26 protein-coding genes are annotated in these 21552 nt (G+C 68.9%); 16 read left to right on the forward strand and 10 right to left on the reverse strand.

Going from position 1 to position 21552, the window contains the following annotated elements; all coding sequences use genetic code 11:
* Nucleotide 1 precedes the first annotated feature (1 nt).
* The 5 genes from bglX to EES48_RS06400 form a co-directional block, all read right to left on the reverse strand.
* Nucleotides 2-2182 carry a beta-glucosidase BglX gene (gene bglX, locus EES48_RS06380; RefSeq protein WP_122465532.1) on the reverse strand — a complete coding sequence of 727 codons (2181 nt, stop codon included), beginning with the start codon at nt 2180-2182 and terminating at the stop codon, nt 2-4.
* Between the two features lie 101 nt (nt 2183-2283).
* On the reverse strand, nt 2284-3141 hold the full coding sequence (locus EES48_RS06385) for a ribokinase (protein WP_122465533.1): 858 nt from the start codon (nt 3139-3141) through the stop codon (nt 2284-2286).
* Entirely contained in the window at nt 3138-4076 is a 939-nt protein-coding gene (locus EES48_RS06390) for a nucleoside hydrolase (RefSeq protein ID WP_122465534.1), read from the reverse strand. Before EES48_RS06390 ends, EES48_RS06385 begins: the two co-directional genes overlap by 4 nt.
* A gap of 55 nt (nt 4077-4131) precedes the next feature.
* A complete protein-coding gene (gene pdxH, locus EES48_RS06395; protein ID WP_122465535.1) occupies nt 4132-4797 on the reverse strand; it encodes a pyridoxamine 5'-phosphate oxidase in 666 nt (221 codons plus the stop codon).
* A 9-nt stretch (nt 4798-4806) separates the two neighbouring features.
* Entirely contained in the window at nt 4807-5406 is a 600-nt protein-coding gene (locus EES48_RS06400) for a manganese efflux pump MntP (protein ID WP_122465536.1), read from the reverse strand.
* A 336-nt stretch (nt 5407-5742) separates the two neighbouring features.
* Between EES48_RS06400 and EES48_RS06405 the strand changes: the two genes are divergently transcribed.
* From EES48_RS06405 to EES48_RS06440, 8 genes are all read left to right on the forward strand, one after another.
* Nucleotides 5743-6507, forward strand: a complete 765-nt coding sequence (locus EES48_RS06405; protein ID WP_122465537.1) for a J domain-containing protein — start codon at nt 5743-5745, stop codon at nt 6505-6507.
* Nucleotides 6508-6548: 41 nt separating this feature from the next.
* Nucleotides 6549-7634 carry a chorismate synthase gene (gene aroC, locus EES48_RS06410; protein ID WP_122465538.1) on the forward strand — a complete coding sequence of 362 codons (1086 nt, stop codon included), beginning with the start codon at nt 6549-6551 and terminating at the stop codon, nt 7632-7634.
* An 11-nt stretch (nt 7635-7645) separates the two neighbouring features.
* Nucleotides 7646-8113 carry a peroxiredoxin gene (locus EES48_RS06415; RefSeq protein WP_122465539.1) on the forward strand — a complete coding sequence of 156 codons (468 nt, stop codon included), beginning with the start codon at nt 7646-7648 and terminating at the stop codon, nt 8111-8113.
* 138 nt (nt 8114-8251) lie between these two features.
* Entirely contained in the window at nt 8252-8836 is a 585-nt protein-coding gene (locus tag EES48_RS06420; RefSeq protein ID WP_122465540.1) for a bactofilin family protein, read from the forward strand.
* A 59-nt stretch (nt 8837-8895) separates the two neighbouring features.
* Complete coding sequence (locus EES48_RS06425) at nt 8896-10197, forward strand: O-antigen ligase family protein (protein ID WP_240623241.1); 1302 nt, start codon at nt 8896-8898, stop codon at nt 10195-10197.
* Between the two features lie 102 nt (nt 10198-10299).
* On the forward strand, nt 10300-11772 hold the full coding sequence (serS, locus tag EES48_RS06430; RefSeq protein ID WP_122465541.1) for a serine--tRNA ligase: 1473 nt from the start codon (nt 10300-10302) through the stop codon (nt 11770-11772).
* Nucleotides 11773-11937: 165 nt separating this feature from the next.
* On the forward strand, nt 11938-12723 hold the full coding sequence (gene surE / locus EES48_RS06435; RefSeq protein WP_122465542.1) for a 5'/3'-nucleotidase SurE: 786 nt from the start codon (nt 11938-11940) through the stop codon (nt 12721-12723).
* Between the two features lie 7 nt (nt 12724-12730).
* Nucleotides 12731-13372 carry a protein-L-isoaspartate(D-aspartate) O-methyltransferase gene (locus EES48_RS06440; RefSeq protein ID WP_122465543.1) on the forward strand — a complete coding sequence of 214 codons (642 nt, stop codon included), beginning with the start codon at nt 12731-12733 and terminating at the stop codon, nt 13370-13372.
* A gap of 82 nt (nt 13373-13454) precedes the next feature.
* Here EES48_RS06440 and EES48_RS06445 read toward each other — a convergent pair whose 3' ends face one another.
* The 4 genes from EES48_RS06445 to queC all read right to left on the reverse strand — a co-directional run bounded on the left by EES48_RS06445 (nt 13455) and on the right by queC (nt 16121).
* Entirely contained in the window at nt 13455-14255 is an 801-nt protein-coding gene (locus EES48_RS06445; RefSeq protein WP_122465544.1) for a TrmH family RNA methyltransferase, read from the reverse strand.
* Between the two features lie 131 nt (nt 14256-14386).
* The gene (locus EES48_RS06450) at nt 14387-14758 is read right to left on the reverse strand and encodes a 6-pyruvoyl trahydropterin synthase family protein (protein WP_122465724.1); all 372 of its coding nucleotides are present in this window, start codon (nt 14756-14758) and stop codon (nt 14387-14389) included.
* A gap of 14 nt (nt 14759-14772) precedes the next feature.
* Complete coding sequence (queE, locus tag EES48_RS06455) at nt 14773-15405, reverse strand: 7-carboxy-7-deazaguanine synthase (protein WP_122465725.1); 633 nt, start codon at nt 15403-15405, stop codon at nt 14773-14775.
* Entirely contained in the window at nt 15402-16121 is a 720-nt protein-coding gene (queC, locus tag EES48_RS06460; protein ID WP_122465545.1) for a 7-cyano-7-deazaguanine synthase QueC, read from the reverse strand. Before queC ends, queE begins: the two co-directional genes overlap by 4 nt.
* 171 nt (nt 16122-16292) lie before the next feature.
* On the opposite strand from queC, the gene EES48_RS06465 reads away from it, so the two are divergent.
* From EES48_RS06465 to EES48_RS15255, 8 genes are all read left to right on the forward strand, one after another.
* Entirely contained in the window at nt 16293-17888 is a 1596-nt protein-coding gene (locus EES48_RS06465) for a response regulator (RefSeq protein ID WP_122465546.1), read from the forward strand.
* Between the two features lie 37 nt (nt 17889-17925).
* Nucleotides 17926-18369, forward strand: coding sequence for a PaaI family thioesterase (locus tag EES48_RS06470; protein WP_122465547.1), 444 nt, complete (start codon nt 17926-17928; stop codon nt 18367-18369).
* Nucleotides 18366-18752 (forward strand): PaaI family thioesterase, encoded by a 387-nt coding sequence (locus EES48_RS06475; RefSeq protein ID WP_122465548.1) that lies wholly within the window; start codon nt 18366-18368, stop codon nt 18750-18752. Before EES48_RS06470 ends, EES48_RS06475 begins: the two co-directional genes overlap by 4 nt.
* Nucleotides 18753-18822: 70 nt before the next feature.
* Complete coding sequence (locus EES48_RS14800; protein WP_162998049.1) at nt 18823-19191, forward strand: hypothetical protein; 369 nt, start codon at nt 18823-18825, stop codon at nt 19189-19191.
* 42 nt (nt 19192-19233) lie between these two features.
* Nucleotides 19234-19590: a hypothetical protein gene (locus EES48_RS06480; protein WP_122465549.1), complete on the forward strand. Its 357-nt coding sequence runs from the start codon at nt 19234-19236 to the stop codon at nt 19588-19590.
* A gap of 87 nt (nt 19591-19677) precedes the next feature.
* Nucleotides 19678-20106 (forward strand): hypothetical protein, encoded by a 429-nt coding sequence (locus tag EES48_RS06485; protein ID WP_122465550.1) that lies wholly within the window; start codon nt 19678-19680, stop codon nt 20104-20106.
* A gap of 51 nt (nt 20107-20157) precedes the next feature.
* Nucleotides 20158-20964, forward strand: a complete 807-nt coding sequence (locus tag EES48_RS14805; RefSeq protein ID WP_162998050.1) for a hypothetical protein — start codon at nt 20158-20160, stop codon at nt 20962-20964.
* Entirely contained in the window at nt 20954-21082 is a 129-nt protein-coding gene (locus tag EES48_RS15255) for a hypothetical protein (protein WP_276309598.1), read from the forward strand. Before EES48_RS14805 ends, EES48_RS15255 begins: the two co-directional genes overlap by 11 nt.
* Before the next feature lie 72 nt (nt 21083-21154).
* Here EES48_RS15255 and EES48_RS06495 read toward each other — a convergent pair whose 3' ends face one another.
* Nucleotides 21155-21472, reverse strand: coding sequence for a hypothetical protein (locus EES48_RS06495; protein WP_122465552.1), 318 nt, complete (start codon nt 21470-21472; stop codon nt 21155-21157).
* Between the last annotated feature and the right edge of the window lie 80 nt (nt 21473-21552).

A 21552-nucleotide genomic window follows, 5' to 3' on the forward strand; every position in this document is an offset into this window, starting at 1 on the left:
GTCACGCGGCAAGAAGCTCGAATGTCACCGGCTCGCCCGCCATCGAATGCGGGGCGATCCAAATGTCGAAACGGCCGGGCTCGGCGGCGTGGCCGCCGTCTGCGGTGGTGAAGGCGAGATCGGCGCGGGTCAGGGTGAATCGCGCCTCGATCGTTTCGCCGGCCTTGATGGCGATTTTCTGGAACCGCTTCAGCTCGCGCACCGGCCGGACGCGGGAGGCGACGCGGTCGTGGACGTACAGCTGGACCACCTCCTCGACATCGCGGTCCCCGGTGTTGGTCACCGCGCAGGTGACGATCAGGGTGTCGTTCCAGCCGAGACGAAGGGCGGACAGCTGTGGCGAGGCGTAATCGAGCGTCGAATAGGTCAGGCCGAAGCCGAAGGGATAGAGGGCCGACTGGGGATGCTCTCGCCAGCGCGCCTTGAACTCCCACGGCTTGCCGGGAAGCTCGGGGCGGCCGGTGCGCATATGGTTGTAGAACAGGGGCTGCTGGCCAGAATCGCGGGGGAAGCTGACCGGCAGACGGCCCGATGGGCTGGCGTCGCCGAACAGAACGTCGGCCACGGCGTGTCCGGTTTCGGCCCCAAGAAACCAGGTGACCAGGATGGCCTCGGCCTCGGCCACCGCGCCTTGCAGGGCCAGGGCGCGACCATTGCGTAGCAGCACCACCACGGGCGTGCCGGTCGCCGCCACCGCCTCAGCCAGGGTCTGTTGGGCCGGCGGGACGACGATCTGGGTGCGCGACTGGGCCTCGCCGGAGAAGCGCTCGGGCTCGCCGATAGCGAGGAGAACGACATCGGCCGTCCTGGCAGCCGCGACGGCCGCCTCGACACCGCCGTCGATGGCGTCCTCGAACCCGCAACCCTCGACCACCGCAAGCGACCCGGCGTCGCGGAGGGCGGCGCGCAAGCCCTCCTCGAGCGTCACGGCGCGATCACGTTCGCCAAACAGGTTCCAGCAGCCTTCCAGATTGTCGCGGTCCGAGGCGAAGGGGCCGATGAGGGCGATCTTCTGGGACCGGGTCAGCGGCAGCAGCTCGTGTTCATTCCTGAGCATGACGATCGAGCGGCGGGCGGCGTCGCGGGCCAGGGCGGTGTGGGCCTCCAGCCAGGAGCGGTCCTCGTCGCGCGCGCCGTCCAGGCAGCGATAGGGATCGTCGAACAGGCCGATCCGCGCCTTGACCGACAGCACGCGGCGCACCGCCTCGTCCAGCACCGCCATCGGGACCGAGCCGTCCTCGATGGCGACGGGCAGGCCCCGGGCGTAGACGTCGGACTGCATGCTCATGTCGAGGCCGGCGGTCAGGGACCGACGCGCGGCGTCGACCTCATCCTCGGCATAGCCGTGAGCCATCAGCTCCATGTCAGCGGTGTAGTCCGACACCACCAGACCGTCGAAATTCCACTCGCCGCGCAGCAGGTCGGTCAGCAGCCAGCGGTTGGCCGAGGCCGGCACGCCGCTGATGTCGTTGAAGGCGCTCATCACCGTGATCGCGCCGGCGTCGAAGGCGGCCTTGAACGGCGGCAGGTGAATGTCGCGCAGCGCCGCCTCGGAAATATCGACGCTGTTGTAGTCCATGCCGCCCAGAACGGCGCCGTAGGCCGCGAAATGCTTGGGTGTCGCCAACAGCGAGTCGGGCGCGGTCAGACCGGCGTCGCCCTGGAACCCCCGCACCCGCGCGGCGGCGAAGGCGGAGGCCAGCACAGTGTCCTCGCCCGAAGTCTCGGCCACCCGGCCCCAGCGCTGGTCCCGGGCGATGTCGACCATGGGGGCGTAGGTCCAGTGTATCCCGGCGGCGGTGGCCTCGATGGCCGTGGCGCGCGCGGTGCGCTCGGCCAGGTCAGGCTCGAAGCTCGCGGCCTCGCCCAGCGGGATCGGGAACACCGTCCGCATGCCGTGGATCACATCGGCGCCGAACAGCAGCGGGATGCCGAGGCGGCTCTCCTCCACGGCCACCCGCTGGGTCTCGCGCGCCAGGGCGGCGCCGACGCCGTTGAACAGGGCGCCGACCCGGCCGGCTCGCACCTCTTCCATGGTGGCTGCGGCGTCGCGGGCCACGGCCTCGGGGTTCACATCGGGCGCAAAGGGGCGCACGGCGTCGGCGAAGACGCCCAGCTGTCCGACCTTCTCCTCGACCGTCATCCGGGCGATCAGATCCTCGATCCGGGGATCATGACCCATCCGCTACTCCAATCACGCGCGCCAATTCCGGGGAAGCGGGGGTGATATCGCGGCGACGCCGGGATGGCGAGCCGTAACCGCTTACATTTCGCCGGGTCAGGTCACGAGCGCGTCAGAACGGCCTCGAGCTCTGCGCGCGTGGGCAACGAAGGCTGGGCGCCGGCGCGCGACGCGGCCAGCGCGCCGGCGGCGCAGGCGAAGGCGAGGGCCCGATCGTGCGGCTGGTCCTCCAGCAGGGCCACGGCCAGGGCGCCGACAAAGGCGTCGCCGGCGCCGGTGGTGTCGACGACCTGAACGCGAGGCGGGGTCGCAACGGCGATCCGCTCGCCGGCCCGCCACAGCTCCGCGCCGCGCGCGCCCAGCGTGAGGGCGACCAGCCCGCCTGACCGGCGCAGCGCCTCGCCGTAGAAGGCCGCCTCAGTCTCATTGACGACGATGACGTCGGCACGGTCCAGCAGGCTTTGCGGGACCTCGGCGGCGGGGGCGAGATTGAGGACGACGAGGCCATGGGTACGCTGGGCGCCGGCGGCGACCGTGTCGATCGGCAGCTCCAGCTGGGCGATCAGGGCGCCGTCGATGCGCGGAGGGAGGTCGGCGGGGGTGACGGCCATGTTGGCGCCGGGGCAGACGACGATCTGGTTCTCGCCCTCCGCCGAGACAGCGATCAGGGCGACGCCGGTCGGATGCCCCCCGTCGGCCCGGCATGACGCGAGATCGACCCCGTCTCCGCGGAGCAGCGCCAGCGCCTCGTCGGCCATGCTGTCCCCACCAACCCGACCGATCAGAGACACCTCCGCCCCCAACCGTCGCGCCGCCAGGGCCTGATTGGCGCCCTTGCCGCCGGGGTGGCGGGCCAGGGTCGCGCCGGTCACGGTTTCGCCCGGTGAGGGCAGGATGCGCCCGCTGGCCACGAAATCGAGATTGACAGAGCCGACGACCGTGATGCGCGGCGCGGTCACGGCAGGCGCTCCAGAGACGTCGCCAGAAGGTCGAACACGCGCTGGGCGTCCGCCGCGACGGCCCAGCGGGTCGACGGCGCCTCGCCCTGCCCCAGCCGGAACTCGACGGCCGTGGCGCCAAGCGTCAGGGGCGACGTCGTCTCCACGGCGATGCGGGCGGGCCGGAGCTCGAACAACTCAGGACGAATCAGCCAGGCGATGGGACAGGGGTCGTGCATCGGCGCCCCGGCCCGGCCGACGGCGGCGCGCTCGATCCGGGCCGAGAAGTCGAGCAGATCGGCCGTGGCCGCGGCCGCGTCGCCCGAGGTGGCGCGAATCATCTCGATCCGCTCCGGCGTGGCCAGGACGGCGTGAGTCACGTCCAGACCGAAGACGATCACCTCGGCCCCCGACCCCAGCACCACGGCGGCGGCGTGGGGGTCGGCGAAGATGTTGTACTCGGCCGAGGCGGTGATGTTGCCGCCTGCCGAGCGCGCCCCGCCCATGACCGCGATCCGGCCCAGGCGCCCCGCCAGACGCGGCTCCAGCCGCATGGCCAGGGCGACATTGGTCATGGGCCCGAGGATGGCGAGATCGACCGACCCTTCCGGCCGGGCCATGACCAGATCGATCAGGGCCTGGACCGCGTGGCCGGGCGCGGGCGGCCTCGCCGGCTCGGCGACCGCCCAGTCGCCCAGGCCCGACGCGCCGTGGAACTCGCCGGCTTCCACGGGCGCGCGGACCAAGGGCCGGTCGCAGCCGGCGTGGACGGGGATGTCGCCCCTGCCCGCCCGCTCGACGATCAGCCGGGCGTTCCTCGTGGTCAGGTCCAGGCCGACGTTGCCGGCCACCGTGGTGACCGCCAGCACATCAAGCTCGGGAGCGCCGAGCGCCAGGAACAGGGCCACGGCGTCGTCGACGCCGGGATCGCAATCGATGATCAGGGATCGGCTCATTCCGCCATCATCCGGGGCTTCGGAGGGCATGTGAAGCCGGATCGGGAAAGACGGATCAGGGCTGGAGCCGCTCACGACGCCAGCCTTCGCCCTCGCGGGTGAATCTCAGCCGGTCGTGCAGGCGAAACGGACGATCGCGCCAGAACTCGATCGCCTCGGGGACCAGGCGCCAGCCGGTCCAGCGTTCCGGGCGGGGCGGGTTCTCCTGCCCGTCGAACCTCTGTTCAGCCTCGGCGACGCGCGCCTGCAGCGCCGCCCGGCTGTCGATGGGCCGAGACTGGTCCGAGGCCCAGGCGCCGATGCGGCTTTCGCGGGCCCGACTGGCGAAATAGGCGTCGGCCTCGGCGGCGGTGACCGGCTCGATCCGGCCGCGCACCCGCACCTGGCGACGCAGGGATTTCCAGTGGAACAGCAGGGCGGCCCGGGGCTGGGCCTCCAGCTGACGACCCTTGGCGCTCTCGCGGTTCGAATAGAAGGTGAAGCCGTCCGGGCCGACGTCCTTGAGCAGCACCATGCGGCAATCGGGCATCCCCTCCCTGTCCACCGTGGCCAGCGCCATGGCGTTGGAGTCGTTGGGCTCCGAAGCGCGGGCCTCGGCCAGCCAGTCGCCGAAGACGGCGATGGGATCGGTCGCCTGAAAGAGGCTCTCATCGGCGTTGGCGGCCAGCTGGGCGGCGTAGTCCTCGGCGGTGGGACTGGGCGGGATCAGGTCGGAGCGCATGGCTAACCCTTAAAGCAGCGGCGGTCCCGCCGTCAGGTGGCTGTGCAGGATGATCGCGCCGATGGCGATCAGCACCAGGCCGCCGGCCAGCTCGGCCCGGCTGCCCAGGCGCTCGCCGGCCGTCTTGCCGATCAGCACCCCGAGCGTCGCCATGATCGCCGTGACCAGGCCAATCATCACCGCCGCCAGCACGATGTTGACGTCCACGAAGGCCAGGCTGACCCCGACAGCCGCCGCGTCAATACTGGTGGCCAGGGCCGTCAGGGCCATGCCGCCCCAGCCGCGCCTCACCACCGGCTCGGCGGTGTCGGCTTCCGGTGCGGGCGGGGCGCGCAGCTCGCGAATGGCGCGGATGGCCATATGACCGCCGACCGCGACCAGCAGACCGAAGGCGATCCAGTGATCGACCTCGACAACGAGACCCTGAAGCACACGGCCCAGCGCCCAGCCGATCACTGGGGTCAGGGCCTCCATCGCCCCGAACATCAGGCCTATGCCGATGGCCGAGGTCAGGGTGATGCGACGCAGGCGCGCGCCCTTGGCGGTGGCGGCGGCGAAGGCGTCGACGGACAGTCCGGCCGCGAGGGCCAGCAGGGCGATGGGGGTCATGGAAGCGGTTGCTCGGGGCCGGTGACGAACGGACGGACTCCGCGCCCCGGGCCGATCAGCGAGGCGCATCGTCCGTCGGTCTCGCCTGACGCCGCCCCATCCCGTGCAAGAGACTTCGCGGTGTCCGCCACGGCCACGTCCGGCGTCGAGACGCCTCGCGAGCATGTTGACCGTGGCCCGCCCGAACGCCGGACGGCGGCTACTCCCCGAAGGAGGAAGATGGTGCTTACGGCGCCGGTCTCGCGGAAACAACCGCGACGCGGGCGCGGTCTTTTTCGGCCGGGCTCCGTTAGGCTTAACCGGCTCTTGACCATGTCAGGCGTCACAGTGGCGACGATGTTCGCCCCCCGCCCCCGCCTCGGTCCGATCGACACCGCCCGCGCCTGCCTGGGGCTAGCCGTCGGCGCGCCCGTCGATGTCGAAGGACTGACCGGCGCCTTTCGCAGGGCCGCCCTGGCGGCGCATCCCGACCGACCGAGCGGCGACGCCGAGCGCTTTCGCGCCGTCGTCGAGGCCTATCGCCTGCTGAAGACGGTGGCGGTGGCCGGTGAGATACCGCATGAAACTCCGAAGGCCCCGGCGGCTCCAATCCGACGCCCGGCGCCGATGACCACCGGCGTTTTGCGCGCCAGGATCGAGATCGACCCCCTCACCGCCGTGCGCGGCGGTCTGGCCGCGCTGAGTGTCGGCGGTCGGGCGCGCCAGGCCCGGGTTCCGGCCGGGGTGCGCGAGGGAGATCGGTTGAGGCTGATGCTGAAGGGCGGCGAAGTCGTGCTGGCCACGGTCCACCTCGCGACGGCCGAGGCCCTGAGGGTCGAGGGGGCCGATCTCTGTCAGGACGTCCCGATCCATCCGCGCAAGCTGGCCGAGGGCGGTCGCTTCACCGTCGAGACCCACGCCGGGCCGCGCGACCTGTGGCTGGCGCGGATCAGGCCGGCCCCGCTGCGCTACGTGCTGACCGACCTCGGCCTGCCGTCGCTGAACGGGCGGCCGGCCGGCCGGCTGGTGATCCGCCTGATCCCCTCGGCCGCCGAACCCACCCCCGCCGAAGCCATGCTGGACCGGTTCGAGGCCGACTGGGCCGCGCCCCTGGCGGCGTGACCCCCTAGCCAGCCGGACCATCGTCGGCCACTAGAGGGGCGATGTCGCACAACAGCTTCGGCCATCTGTTTCGCGTGACGACCTGGGGCGAGAGCCACGGGCCGGCGATCGGCTGCGTGGTCGACGGCTGTCCGCCGGGGATCGCCCTGACCGAGGCTGACATCCAGCCGTGGCTCGATCGCAGGAAACCCGGCGGCAGCCGCTTCGTCACCCAGAGGCGCGAGAGCGACACCGTGCGCATCCTGTCCGGCGTGTTCGACGATGGGGCCGGACCGGTGACGACGGGCACGCCCATCGCGCTGGAGATTCAGAACGAGGACGCGCGATCCAAGGACTATGGCGAGATCGCGCGCGCCTACCGGCCAGGCCACGCCGACTATGTCTATCAAGCCAAGTACGGGGTCAGGGATCACCGCGGCGGCGGCCGCTCGTCGGCGCGCGAGACCGCCTGTCGCGTCGCGGCAGGCGCGGTGGCGCGCAAGGTGCTGGGCGAGGCGGTGCGCATTCGGGCCGGGATCGTCCAGATCGGGCCGCACCGGATCGCGCCGGACGCCTTGGATTTCGACGTCGTGGACGACAACGCCCTGTTCGCCGCCTCGGCCGATGTCGTGCCCGCATGGGAGGCCTATCTGGACGCGGTCAGGAAGGCCGGATCGTCCATCGGGGCCGTGGTGGCGCTGGAGGTCACCGGCGTCCCCGTCGGCTGGGGCGCGCCGGTCTATGGCAAGCTGGATGCCGAGCTGGCCGCCGCCCTGATGTCGATCAACGCCGCCAAGGGGGTGGAGATCGGCGCCGGCTTCGACGCGGCCGAGCTGTCGGGCGAGGCCAACGCCGACGAGATGCGGCTGGGCGAGGATGGCCAGCCCGTCTTCCTGTCGAACCACGCCGGCGGCGTGCTGGGCGGCATTTCGACGGGCCAACCGGTCACCGCCCGCGTCGCCTTCAAGCCCACCTCTTCCATCCTGACCCCTCGCCGGACGATCACCCGCGACGGCGAGGAGATGGAGATCCTCACAAAGGGCCGCCACGACCCCTGCGTCGCCCTGCGCGCCGTGCCGGTGGTCGAGGCCATGGCCGCCTGCGTCCTGGCCGACGCGATGCTGAGACACCGGGGGCAGGTGGGGTGACAGGAAACGACATGACCCAGCCGACCGAAAATCACCCTGCCCCGCCCTTCGACCTGCCCACCGACGGCGGGGGGCGCGTGTCGCTGGCCGATCTCGCCGGCAAGGCGGTGGTGCTGTTCTTCTATCCCAAGGCCGACACGCCGGGCTGCACCACCGAGAACCAGGACTTCACCGCTCTGGCGGACGATTTCGCCAGGGCGGGCGCGGTGCTGGTCGGGGTGTCGCGCGATGCGGTCAAAAAGCTGGACCGGTTCAAGGCCAAGCACGACCTGACGGTCATCCTGGCCTCCGACGAGGACGGCCAGGTGTGCGAGGCCTATGGGACCTGGATCGAGAAGAAACTCTATGGCCGGACCTACATGGGCGTGGCGCGCGCCACCTTCCTGATCGACGGCGCGGGCGTGGTCCGGCGCGTCTGGCGCGGGGTGAAGGTCAAGGGGCATGCCGCCGAGGTGCTGGAGGCGGCGCGAGGCCTGTGACCCCGCGCTCGCGGACTCCCGGTCGCAGCCGGCGCTTGCGTGATCGGCCACGCCGGGCCTAACTGATCGCCGCACTGCCTGGGGGCGGGGGCGAAAGACGGCAAACGGCAAACGCCGTGACAGACGAAAGGCCTGACCATGTTCAACAAGAAGCCCGACGGCTACGGCGACCCGCGGCCCTCGACCGGCCCGTCCGGTGGTCTGGGCATCCCGCCGGCCCCCGAGGATCGGCCCGAGCCCCGCGCCGACGCCCGCCCGGACCCGCGCCCCGAGCCCCAGCGCCAGGCGCCGCGCTCGACCAACCTGTCCACCCTGTCGGGCGGCGTGAACTATGAAGGCAACATAACCGGCGGCGGCGATCTGCAGATCGACGGCAATCTCAAGGGCGACGTGAAGGTCAACCGCCTGATTATCGGCGAGACCGGCGCGGTCGAGGGCTCTGTGTCCGCCGAAACGGTCGAGGTGCGCGGCCGTGTGTCAGGCTCGGTCGCCGGCAAGACGGTCAAGCTGTACGCCAGCGCCCACGTCGACGGCGACATCACCCAGGAAACCCTGCAGATCGATCAGGGCGCCTGGTTCCAGGGCCGCTGTTCCAAGGCCAAGACCGCACCGGTCGAGCGCTATCAGCCCCAGCCGGTCGCCGACAAACCCGCCGACAAGCCCACCCCCGCCGGGGCCGACAAGCCCGCGTCTGTCGCGGCCCCCGCGACGGCCAAGGCCTGAGCCTCAGCCTGACATCGCCACCGGCCCCTTCCTTGCATTCCCGCGGGAAGGAGGCCGGCTTGGCGCATCACAGCTCGATCACAGACGGCGATGCCCCCGCGTGGTGGGAGCAGGCGGCGACCGTCTTCATCCTGTTCATGCTGTCGGGCGCCCTGATCGGGCCGCTGTTCGCGCCCGATCCGCCGGACGAGACGCCGATGCTGCGGCTGTTCTGGTTGCCGGTCTATGCGATGACGCTGGGTCTGCTGCTGTGGCGCATCCGGCGTCTGCCCCGGGCCTGGCCCGCGCTGTTGGCCATCGGGATCATGATCCTGATCGCCTTCGCCTCGAAATGGTGGTCGATCGATCCGGAGGTGACCCAGCGGCGGGTCATCGCCTTCGCCCTGTCGTCGCTGTTCGCCATCTATCTGGCCATCGGCTATCCGGGCCGACGCCTGCCCGGCATTCTGATGGACGCCAGTCTGGTGATGGCGGTGTGCAGCCTGATCGCCGTCTTCGCCTATCCCACCATGGGGGTGCACCACGGGGTCAATGACGGGCTGTGGCGCGGCATCTGGTACGAGAAGAACCAGATGGGCCTGGTCATGGTCTCGGGCGCCGTGGCGGCGGCGGCGGTGCTGGCCAGCTGGCCCGAGCGACGACGCCGGGCGTGGATCACCCTGGCGCTGTGCACCCTGCTGGTGGTCGCGACCCAGTCCAAGACCTCGCTGCTGTGCCTGGTGGCCGGCCTGGGCGTGGTCGGGGGCGTCTGGGTCATGACGCGGGGCGGCGCGGCGGTGGGGGTGGCGGCGATCTGGATCGCCGTGGTGTCCTCGGCTTTGCTGCTGATCATCCTGACCCAGGAACCGGCGGCGATCCTGACCGCGCTGGGCAAGGACCCCAGCCTGACCGGCCGCACCGACATCTGGGACGCGGTGATGTCCTACGTCTCCCAGCGACCGTGGACGGGCTACGGCTACAGCGCCTTCTGGGAGGTGGATTCCAAGCCCGCGGACTTCATCCGGCTGCAGACCGGCTGGCCGGTGCCGTCGGCCCACAACGGCTGGCTGGACCTGCTGGTCCAGGTCGGCTGGCCGGCGACCATCTTCGTCGGGCTGATCGTGGCGGTTGTGACGGTCAGCGCCGTTCTGGGCCTGTTCGGGCGCGGCCGGGCCGAGGGCGCCTATGGGCTGGCCATCCTGATGGTGTTCATCATCCTGAGCCTGTCCGAGAGCGTGGTGATGCGGCACCAGAGCCTGCCGTGGAGCCTGTTCCTGGTGGTGATGACCCGCGCCTGGATGGTCGGCCGCGAGCCGGTGGCCAGGGCCGCCATCAGCCGCCATCGGGTGCGCGAGGCGTTGCGACGGCCCGCGGTCGCCTGAAACCGGCGGGATCGCCGCGACGGCCGGCGGGCGCCCTTCCCCCCCGCGCCGGACGGGGTTAAGGCCAAGCCCTTCCCTCCCCCGCCGACCGACTCGTTTCCCATGCATGACATCAAGGCCATCCGCGACAATCCCGACGCCTATGTCGCCGGCTGGTCCGCGCGTGGGGTGGAGGACGCCCGGGCGACCGTCGACCGTATCCTGGAGCTGGACCAGGCCCTCCGCGCCGCCCAGACGCGGGGGCAGGAGGCGCTGGCGGCCCGCAACGCCGCCTCCAAGGCCATCGGCGCCGCCATGAGCAGGAAGGACATGGCCGAGGCCGACCGGCTGAAGGCCGAGGTCGCCGAGCTGAAGGCCGTGATCGACGCCGCCTCGGCCGAGGAGGAGGCCAAGGGGCGCGAGCTGCGCGACCTGCTGGCCGGTCTCAAGAACCTGGCCGCCGACGACGTGCCGGACGGCGCGGACGAAGACGGCAATGTCGAGGTCTCGGCCTGGGGCGAACCCCGCAAGACGGGCCCGGCCAAGGATCACGCCGACCTGGGCGAGGCCCTGGGCCTGCTCGACTTCGAGGCGGCGGCCAAGATGTCCGGCGCCCGTTTCGCCGTGCTCAAGGGCGGCCTGGCCCGGCTGGAACGCGCCATCGGCCAGTTCATGCTGGACATGCAGACCGCCGAGCACGGCTATCAGGAAGTGGCCCCGCCCTATCTGGTCCGCGACGAGGCGATGTTCGGCACGGGGCAATTGCCGAAGTTTGAGGAGGATTTGTTCAAGACCTCCGAAATCGATCGCTGGATCTGGGACACACTCGTCGGCTCGGACGCCGTGTTCGACGCAGTCTGCGGTGATTGGCATCCCGACTATGAGACGGCCATCCAGACGAAGGGGCAGGCCGCGATCTTTGTGCGCAGACGCTTTGAAGAGGCATTCGAAACGCTCCGCAACAATGAGGCGCTTGTCAAAGCGAGCTCTCGCTATCTCATCCCCACCGCCGAGGTCTCCCTGACCAACCTCGTGCGCGAGACCATCCTGTCGGACGACGACCTCGCCCAGCCGATCCGCTACACCGCCCTGACCCCCTGTTTTCGGGCCGAGGCCGGGTCGGCGGGGCGGGATACGCGCGGCCTGATCCGCCAGCACCAGTTCTCCAAGGTCGAGCTGGTCTCCATCACCCGGCCCGAAGATTCCGAAGCCGAGCACGAACGCATGACCGGCTGCGCCGAGGCGGTGCTGAAGGCGCTGGACCTGCCGTTCCGCCGCATGCTCCTGTGCAAGGGCGACATGGGCTTTTCGGCGCGAAAGACCTTCGACCTGGAGGTCTGGCTGCCCAGCCAGGGCACCTTCCGCGAGATCAGCTCCTGCTCCAACTGCGGCGACTTCCAGGCCCGCCGCATGGACGCGCGCTTCAAGCGCGCGGGCGAGAAGAAGACCGAATACGTCCACACCCTGAACGGCTCCGGCCTCGCCGTCGGACGGACGCTGGTGGCCATCATGGAAAACTATCAGGACGAGGGCGGGCTGATCGCCGTACCCGAGGCGCTGAAGCCGTACATGGGGGGCCTGACGCATGTGGGTTGAAGCATCGAACCCTTCTCCCCTCGGGGGAGAAGGTGGGGCGCGGAGCGCCTCGGATGAGGGGGCTCTATCCGCGCACATCGCCCTCGACCGACCCTGCCTCCGCCAGCCCCCTCATCCGTCTGGCTTCGCCAGCCACCTTCTCCCCCGAGGGGAGAAGGACGCCTGATGCGCATCCTCCTCACCAACGACGACGGCGTCGAGGCCGAGGGTCTGGCGTCGCTCGAACGCATAGCCCGCACCCTGTCGGACGACGTCTGGATCTGCGCGCCTCAGGTCGAGCAGTCGGGCAAGGGCCGGGGCCTGACCCTGACCGAGCCGCTGCGCATCAATCAGCTGGACGACAAGCGGTTCGCCGTCACCGGCACGCCGACCGACTGCGTCATCCTGGCGGTCAACGACATCATGGCCGACCACAGGCCCGATCTGGTGCTGTCGGGCGTCAATCGCGGCCACAACGTCGGCGAGGACGTCAGCTATTCCGGAACGGTGGCCGGTGCGCTTCAGGGCATGGCCTTCGGCATCCGCTCCATCGCGCTGAGCCAGAGCCTGGAGCGGTTCCACGACGAGGTGGTCGCCCACTGGGAGACGTCCGAACAGTTCGGCCCGCCGATCATCTCGCGCCTGCTGGAGCAGAAATGGGCCCCCGGCGTGGTGATGAACATCAACTTCCCCAACCGTCCGCCGGAGGCCGTGGATCAGGTCGAGGTGACGCGTCAGGGCTTCCGCGACGTGGGCGAGCTGCACGCCGTGCGCCGCGACGATCTGCGCGGCCGGCCCTATTACTGGATGAGCTTTCGCGGCAAGGCCCAGGAGCATGCCGAGGGCACCGACCTGCGCGCCATCGAGCAGGGCCGCATCTCGGTCACCCCGCTGCACATCGACCTGACCCACATGCCCAGCGTCAACGACCTGAAGCGCGTCCTGGGCGGCGCCCCGCCCAAGGAGCTGTGAGCCGCCGGTGACCAACGCCGATCGTCAGGCCCGGCTGATCCTCTCCCTGCGCCAGCAGGGGGTGACCGATCCGCGCGTGCTCAAGGCGATGGAGTCGATCGACCGGGCGGTGTTCGTGCACGAGCGGTTCCTGGACCAGGCCTGGGAGGACCAGGCCCTGCCCATCGACTGCGCCCAGACCATCAGCCAGCCCTATATCGTCGGCCTGATGACCCAGGCCCTGGATGTAAAGCCTCGCCACCGGGTGCTCGAGATCGGCACCGGCTCGGGCTACCAGTGCGCGGTGCTGAGCCGCCTGGCCCGCTACGTCTATTCGGTCGAGCGCTACAAGAGCCTGCTCAAGGAGGCCGAGGGCAAGCTGAAGACGCTCAGGATCGACAATGTCATCACGAGACATGGGGACGGCGGCCTGGGCTGGCCGGAACAGGCGCCCTTCGACCGCATCATGGTCACCGCCGCCGCCCCCGGCGAGCCCACCGACCTGTTGCGCCAGCTCAAGCCCGGTGGCGTTCTGGTCGCCCCGGTCGGCAAGACCTCGGTCCAGATGCTGAACCGCTACACGGCGGAAGAGGACGGCAGCTTCCGCCGCGAGAGCCTGATCGAGGTCCGCTTCGTCCCCCTGGTCGAGGGCGCGGCCAAGGAACAGTAACCCTCCTCCCCGTGCGCTAAGCGGATGGGGAGGTGGCGCGGCGCAGCCGTGACGGAGGGGCGCGACGGCGCAGCCGGCGCTGCTACCCCGCCCGCAGCCGGCTGAGGGCCACGGCGCCGGCGGTGGCGACGTTGAGGCTGTCGAAGCCGCCGTGCATGGGGATGGCGACGGTGCGGCAGCGGGCCAGCACCTCGGCCGACAGGCCCGGCCCCTCGGCGCCCAGGATCAGGGCGCGGCGGCCGCCGGGCCGCAGCGCGTGGATGGGCGTCTCGCCGCCGGGGCTGAGCGCCAATAGCTCGAACCGGGCGGCCTCCAGCGCGTCCAGAATTTCGTTGATCGGCCTGCCGGTCGACAGCGGCAGCCTGAGCGCGGCCCCGACCGAGACCCTGACCGCCTTGCGATAGAAGGGGTCCGAGCAGAGGTTGTCCAGCAGGACGCCATGCGCTCCGAAGGCGGCGGCGTTGCGCAGGATGCCGCCCAGGTTGTCGTGGTTCGACACCCCCGCCGCGACCACCACCACCGCGTCCTCGCCCGCCCCGGCCAGCAAGTCTCCGGGCGCCAGGTCGGCGGGCCTGTCGGCCATGGCCAGGATGCCGCGATGGATGGGGAAGCCGACCACGGCGTCCATCACCGCCTGCTCGGCCGCGAACACCGGCGCGGCGTCCGGCATCCGCGCCAGCACGTCGCCCAAGGCCTCGATCCGGTGCGCGGCGATCAGGGCCGACAGCGGCCGGGCGCGGGACGCCGGCGACAGCAGCGTCTCCAGCACCACCCGCCCCTCGATCACCACCCGCCCGCGCCGCCCGACCAGGTCACGCTCGCGGATATCCAGATAGTCGGCGATGCGTGGATCGGCCGGATCGGTGACGGGAATGATGGGCACGACCGCTCTCTTCACCACTCGTTAACCATGATCGGGCACTCACAGGCTGTCTTCTTCGAGGACACCCACCATCACCAACTGATTCTCAGCCCGGCCGTCGCGCCGGGCTTTTTTTCGGCCCGGCGGCAGGGTCAGAGGGTCAGGGTGCACCGCTCGTGGATGGTCGGGCGGGAGACGACGACGCGCGACAGGCCCGGCCAGTCGCCCTTCAGCCGTTCGACGAACCACAGGCACAGGTTCTCCAGCGTCGGCAGCTCCAGCCCCGGATGATCGTTCAGCAGGCCGTGGTCCAGCTCGGCCGCCGCAGCCCGCAGCTCGCGGTCCAGCCGGCCCAGGTCCGCGACCCAGCCGTTGGCGTCCAGCCGCTCGCCCCGGACCGACACCTCCACCTGGAAGGAATGGCCGTGCATGCGGCGATAGGGGCTGCCGTCGGGCTCGTCGGGAAAGTGGTGCGCCGCGTCGAAGGTGGCGGCCTTGGTGATCTCGAACACAGGTGCGGTCATGGTCATTTGGGGCGTCAGCGGACGCCGATCAGCTTGTGGGTCTGGATGCTCAGCCGCCAGCGCGGATGAGCGAGGCAATAGTCGAGCGCGGCGGCGGTGTTGGCGGCGATGTCCGGGCCGTCCATCGGCTGCAGCCAGAAGCGCTCGAAATCGAGCTGTTCGAACCGCTCGGGCATGGCCTTGGTCTGCGGATAGACCAGCTTCAGCTCCTGGCCCCGGGTCTGGACCACGGGCGCATCGGCCTTGGGACTGACGCAGATCCAGTCGATGCCGTCGGGCGCTGCGATCGTGCCGTTGGTCTCCACCGCGATCTCGAAACCGCGCGCCTTCAAGGCCGTGATCAGAGCGGCGTCCAGTTGCAGCAGGGGCTCGCCGCCGGTGCAGACCACCAAACGCGGGCTCCCCTCCCCGCCCCGCCACAGGCCGGCGACCCGTTCGGCCAGACTGTCCGCATCGGCGAACCGACCGCCGTCCGGCCCAAACCCGACGAAATCCGTGTCGCAGAAGTCGCAGACCGCCGTGGCCCGGTCCTGCTCGCGGCCGCTCCACAGGTTGCAGCCGGAAAAGCGCAGGAACACGGCCGGCCGGCCCGCCTGGCCGCCTTCGCCCTGAACGGTCAGGAAGATTTCCTTGACGGCATAGCTCATCGCCCGGCCGCCCATTGCTCGTAACCCGCCGCCCGCAGTTCGCAGGCTGGACAGGTTCCGCATCCGGCGCCCCACGAGTGAGCCGTGCGGTCGCCGAGGTAGCAGGTGTGGCTTTCGTCGACGATCAGCCGCACCAGCGCCTCGCCGCCGATCCGCTCGGCCAGGGCCCAGGTCTCGGCCTTGGTCAACCGCATCAGGGGGGTCTCGACCACGATCGGCCGGTCCAACCCCAGGGCCAGGGCCCGCTGCATCGCCTCGATGGTCTCGGCGCGGCAGTCGGGATAGCCGGAGTAGTCGGTCTCGCACATGCCGCCGACCAGGGTGGTGATCCCCCGCCGGTCGCCCAGCGCCGCCGCCGCCGTCAGGAAGATCAGGTTGCGCCCGGGCACGAAGGTGGTCGGCAGCCCCCGCGCGTCCATCTCGATGGCCCGGTCGGCGGTCAGGGCGCTGTCGGCGATGCGGCCATAGCCGGTCAGATCGACCACATGGTCCGAACCCAGGCGGTCCGCCCAGTGCGGCAGGGCCCGCGCCATGCCGTCCCGCACCGCCAGTCGGGCCTGCATCTCCACCGCGTGGCGCTGGCCGTAGTCGAAGCCGACCGTCTCGACCCGCGCGAACCGCTCCAGCGCCCAGGCCAGGCAGGTGGCGCTGTCCTGGCCCCCGGAGAACAGGACCAGGGCGGCGGTTTCGGATGGGTTCGGTTCGACGTGGCTCATGACGACCCTGCGGTCGGCCGGATGGCCGCGCGCATGCGGAAGGACTGGACAGGTTCACTTAAGGTGCGGGCTCATACACCAAGCGGACCCGGGCGCCTAATCAGGGCTTAACCGATCCTCAAGCCCTGGCCTCTAGGTGAGCATAAGTGGGTGGGTAAGAGTGTGGCTGAAATGCCGACCATTGAGTGCTGCGTCGAGAAGGTTGAGCCGGTCGCGCCGGATGTCGAGGGCGCGCAACTGCTGGCGCGCTTCAAGGCTGACCCCTCGCTACTGGCCATCCCCGTCGTGGATCAGGATCGGCCGCTGGGTCTGATCACCCGCGACGCCTTTCTGATGACGCTGGCGGGTCCCTTTGGTCACAGCCTTTGCCGGGCGCGGCGCGCGGTGGACCTGATGGATTCTGAGGCGCCCATATTCGACGCCGGGCTGACCCTCGAAAGCTTGCCTGCCTCGATCCTCGAAGGTTCGGCCGACGCCCTGCAGGCGGCCTTTATCGTGACCCGCGGCGGCCGATATGTGGGCGTTGGGACCGGTCTCGGTCTGGTTCGGGCGAACAACGCGCGACTGAGGGTCGATGTCGTGGCCGCCAAGGCCGAGCTGGCGCGCGTCACCGACGACTGCGAAATCCGGCGCGCCGCCGCCGAGGCGAAATCCGACTTCCTCCAGCGCCTGGGTCGCGGTCTGCGCACGCCCCTGAACGGCGTCGGCGCGGTGGCCGAGATGCTGAGCCGTCAGCCCATCGGGGACAGCGCCCAGGCCCATGTGCAGACGATAATCGAGTCCGCCGACGCCACCTTGCGCATCCTTCAGGACGCCATCGACCTGGCGCGCGCCGAGGCCGGAGACCTGCCCATCACGGCCGAGCCCTGCGCTCTCCGGCCTCTGGTCGATGACCTTCAAGCTGAACTCGTTGGAAAAGCCCGCGCTGCGGACGTGTCTCTGATGCTCAGCTACGAGGGGGACACCGAACTTGCGGCCCGCATCGACGGCGAGCGGCTGAAACAGGTGCTGCGCGCCCTCATCGTCAACGCCGTCGACCACGCTCGTCATGGCCTGGTCGAAGCCAGTCTCAGCGCCGCCTGTCGGCAGGACACCGTGACGCTGAAAATTCAGGTCCGCGACGACGGCGGCGAGACGGATCGCACAGACCTGGCCTTCGAGACCGCCCCCGACGAGGCCGGACTCGGGCTGGCCATCTGCCGCCGGATCGTGGACGCCTTGGGTGGGGTCCTGAAGGTCAGCAGAAACCGCGGCCGCGGCGCGACGTTCGGCTTTGCTCTCAAGGCCCCGCGAGCGGTGATCGTGGATGCCGAAACCACCGGCAATGTCGCCAGCCTGCCCGAGGTCGAGCTGGCCGCGTCGCCGCACGTCCTGATCGTCGACGACAACGCCACCAATCGCGTCGTGGCCCAGGCGCTGTGCGAGATGTTCGGCTGCACCTGCGAGACGGCCGAGGACGGGCTGCAGGCGCTCGAGGCCGTGCGGTCGCGCCATTTCGACGTTGTTCTGATGGACATCAAGATGCCGCGCATGGACGGTGTCGAGGCCACCGCGGCCATTCGCGCCCTCGCCGCGCCGGCCGGTCAGACCCCCATTATCGCGCTGACCGCCAACGCCGACCCTGACGACGCGCGTCGCTACCTGGAGGTCGGCATGGCGGCCGTGGTGGAGAAGCCCATCAAGCCCGAGCGGCTTCGGCTGGCCATGAACACGGCCCTCGTCGCAAGCGAACCGGGCGTCGAGACCCAGGTCACGAAGGTCGCCTGATCTTTCACGCTCAGTCGTGATGGTCTAGGCGGCGAGCATGATCGAGACCCTGTTGCCGCAACTGGCCACCGCCGCACCCCATACGGCGGCCCTGGGCCTCGTCTACGAACGTCTGGCCGACGACGGCACGGTGGTGCTGAAAGGACCCTACAGCGAGGCGTTCATCGGCGATCCGCGAACCGGCGTGCTCGCCGGCGGCTATGTCACCGCCCTCCTCGATCATGTCGGCGGCCTGTCGGTCTGGACCGCGCTCAAGGGCTATGCGCCGATCGCTACCCTGGACATGCGCGTCGATTACATGCGCGCCGCCGAACCGCCGCGTGATCTGATCGGCCAGGCGCGGTGCTACCGACTGACCCGTTCGATAGCCTTCGTGCGGGGTCTGGCCCACGACGGGGATGCCGATGACCCCGTGGCCACCATGCAGGCCGCCTACATCCTGACCGCCGCCCGGCCCGAGCGTGAAAAGGTCGGCGCATGAGCGTTCTCGACCACATCCCGTATGCCCGCTTCCTGGGGCTCCGCGCGGAGACGGTCGACGGCGAGGCCGTGATCGTCATGCCGTATCAGCCGTCCCTGATAGGAAACCCGATGCTGCCCGCGCTCCACGGCGGAGCCACGGCGGCGATGATGGAACTGGCGGCCGTCGAGCGCCTGGCTCGGGATCTGGAGCAAGCGGACATTCCCAAGCCGATCAATCTCACGGTCGCCTATCTGAGGTCGGCGCGTGACCGCGACACCTACGCTCATGCCCGGATCAGCCGCGCGGGACGTCGGGTCGCCAATGTCCTGGTCGAGGCCTGGCAGGATGATCGCGCCGCGCCGATCGCCGCCCTGACGGCGCATTTTTTACTACCCGTTTAAATAGTATTTGTTTGACGCTTTCGCGCTTTAGCGCTCATCTTCCTGTGTCGAGTCATCAGGGAGACTTTCAGTGACCACATCCGCCGCAGAAGCCGTCGCCGTTAAACTGTTCGCCGCCGAAGCCGCCCTGGATTTAGCGCTGACCGAAGCGGCTGGACTTGCGGCGATGCTGCCTCAAGCACGCTCTGCCGCCTATATCGCGGCCACCACGGGCCAGGCGGCCTTTGATGGTGTCGCCGGATGCGTGTCGGCCCTCACCGAGGCCCGAGCGCGACTGGTGGCTACCCATCGCTCGCTGGCGGCTCTCGCCAGGATGCGAGGTCTCGACGCTCTGGCCGCCGGTCCGCTGGACAAGCCGGAGGACGATACGCCGCCTCGGCCGAGTCACCTGTCCCATTCAAGAACAGTGCATGATAAACAGACTATGAATCCTGCTTAGCTTGTGTTAATTCCTTGTTCACCATTTACTGGAGGGTATCTGATGGACAAGGCTGAAATCATCGCTGGGGTCGCTACCGAGCTATATGCCAGCGAGGCCGCGATCGACGCCGCCATCGCTCAGGCGACCACCCTGGTTCAGGCGCTCGTCGCCTCGCGCGCGCCGCTGAACGCTTCGGCCGTGGCCGGTTCGCGGTCGCAGGCCAAGATGCTGGAATCCCTCGCGGCGCTCGGTCAGGCTCGTGAAGCCATGATCGGCGCTCACCAGGAGCTTGCCCGCGACCACCGCCGCATGGGCTGGGGCGTCTACGCTGCCGGTCCGCTGGACAAGCCCGATTACGAAGACGGACGCGCCGGCAGCGGCGGCAAGCAGACGGGCTTCCTGACCGTCGCGGCTTAATTCGGCGTAAGGTTCCGGGCCGGTCATTCCGGTCCGAAGCAAAATCGTGCATGATCGCCCCCGGGTCTCGAGACTCGGGGGCGCTTCATGTTCGACACCCTGTACTCGCAGATCGGCGGCCTGCTCATGGTCGGCGTCTGCGTCTTCGCCCTATGGCAGGGCGATCAACCCGAGCGGGTGGGTGCGGGGGCATACCTGCTAGCCTGGATGCTCAGTCTGGTCCTCCAGGACGATGTCCAGCTTAACGACTGGCAGCCGCTCCTCCTTATCCTGGATCTGGTTGTCCTCGGCGTTTTCGTCGGCCTCGGCTGGAAGTCCCGCAAGACCTGGCCGATCTGGGCGGCGGGTTTTCAGCTGATAGGCCTGATGAGCTACCTTGTGCCGCTGATTGATCGACGACTGCCGGCCTGGTCTTACATCACCGTGGTCAATATCGCCGCTTACGGCGTCCTGATCTCTCTGGCGGTCGGAACGTTCTGGGCGTGGCAGGAACGCCGCGCTCTCGAGATGAAATAGGTCGATATTCCTAACTATGCACTTGACATACCAAGTGCGGGAGATAGGAATATGGCCGACAGGCCGGCACAATCATCTCAGAAATTTGGAAAGTTCCTGAATCGCGAAAGCGCAGTTCGTGCGAAGCGATTTAAGCGTTTCCAATACCCCAGTGTCCCCAAGGGGGCCTTCACCGAACAATACCGTCAGGCCATCCTTGAGATCGCCTGTGTATATCAGTGGCCCGAGCTCGCTGCTCAGGAATGTCGTTTTATTCGTGATGACGAAACGGGCAACGCCCTGTTCCGGGCCGGAGATTACACGATTCCCGCCCCCTCGGATGTCTCTGAAAACAATGGTTCGCTCGTTCGTCAGCGAGACACTTATCCTGGTCGGAAGAAGCAACTGGTGCTTATCCGTAATATCAAGTCGGTGAAGGTCGTAGAGGGCGAGTTTCCCGCCGGGAAAGGGCTCCAATTCACCGAAGATATAATCGAGCACCTTCCGGTTGGGTCGGTTGCATTCGGGCTGTCCGTTGACGGAGCCTTCCGCCGATGGCCGATCCCTGAAGAAGGGGAACTTAATCCGATCCGACCACGACCCGTTGTTGTCCTGGACCATCACCCAATAGGCGTGGTCCAGAGAGACGCGGAGATTGTGAACCGCATCACCGAGTATGAGCGCTGTGCGTTCCGGGAGAGGCAGCCCCAAGCGGGACTGCCTGAACTTCCCCGTCTTTGGGTCGAATTCACCCCGCATGGCTTTGAGGTTCGCCCGGATGTAAGCTGCAAAAGCCTCTTCAAGCTTGTCGATGTGATGGTCGGCCCGTTCTATTTTCAGAATGGGTCCGCGCATTCGGAGATCGCTCATGGTCGATGATCCCACAGCCGAGCGCCGCGACGAGGTGGTGAAGCGGATGCTCGCCACCTCGCCAAAGCCGAAGAAGGCGAAAGACGAGAAAGGGCGCGAGCCGAAGCCCGCGCTGAAGGTGAAGTGATGGCTCGGTTCCGTGCGCGCCTCGCTCTGTGGTTCGCATATCGGATTTGCCGGACCCCTGTAGATTTGAGGTCTAGGTGGTCCGACGACCCATCAAAAAGCTGAAATCGCCGTCTCTCAGCTTTCCTTTCACGGCGTGACCGCGCTTCGTTGAGATGTTGACGACCAGCAAGAGGTCTTGCGTGGCATCGAAGTCGGGCGTGGCCGATACGATCGCGGCCGCGATATCGGAGGACGTGCTGTCTGACTCGATCAGATAGAGCGATGTCGCTTCGCTCCAGTATTTCGACTTCGACTGCGCCACGATAGCGGCAGTGAGGTCTGCGTAGCAGCGGTCATATCGGGCGTCGGTATCGTAGTCGATCCGGTAGGCAACGACGAAGATGGACATATAAGGCGTTCCTTATGGAAGGCCGTAAGGCGTTGACCGAATCCGTCACTCCGAGCATAAGGGAGTTGTCTTTGACGACT

It is taken from the genome of Brevundimonas lutea, assembly GCF_003704105.1.
In the GTDB taxonomy this organism is placed as follows: Bacteria; Pseudomonadota; Alphaproteobacteria; order Caulobacterales; family Caulobacteraceae; genus Brevundimonas; species Brevundimonas lutea.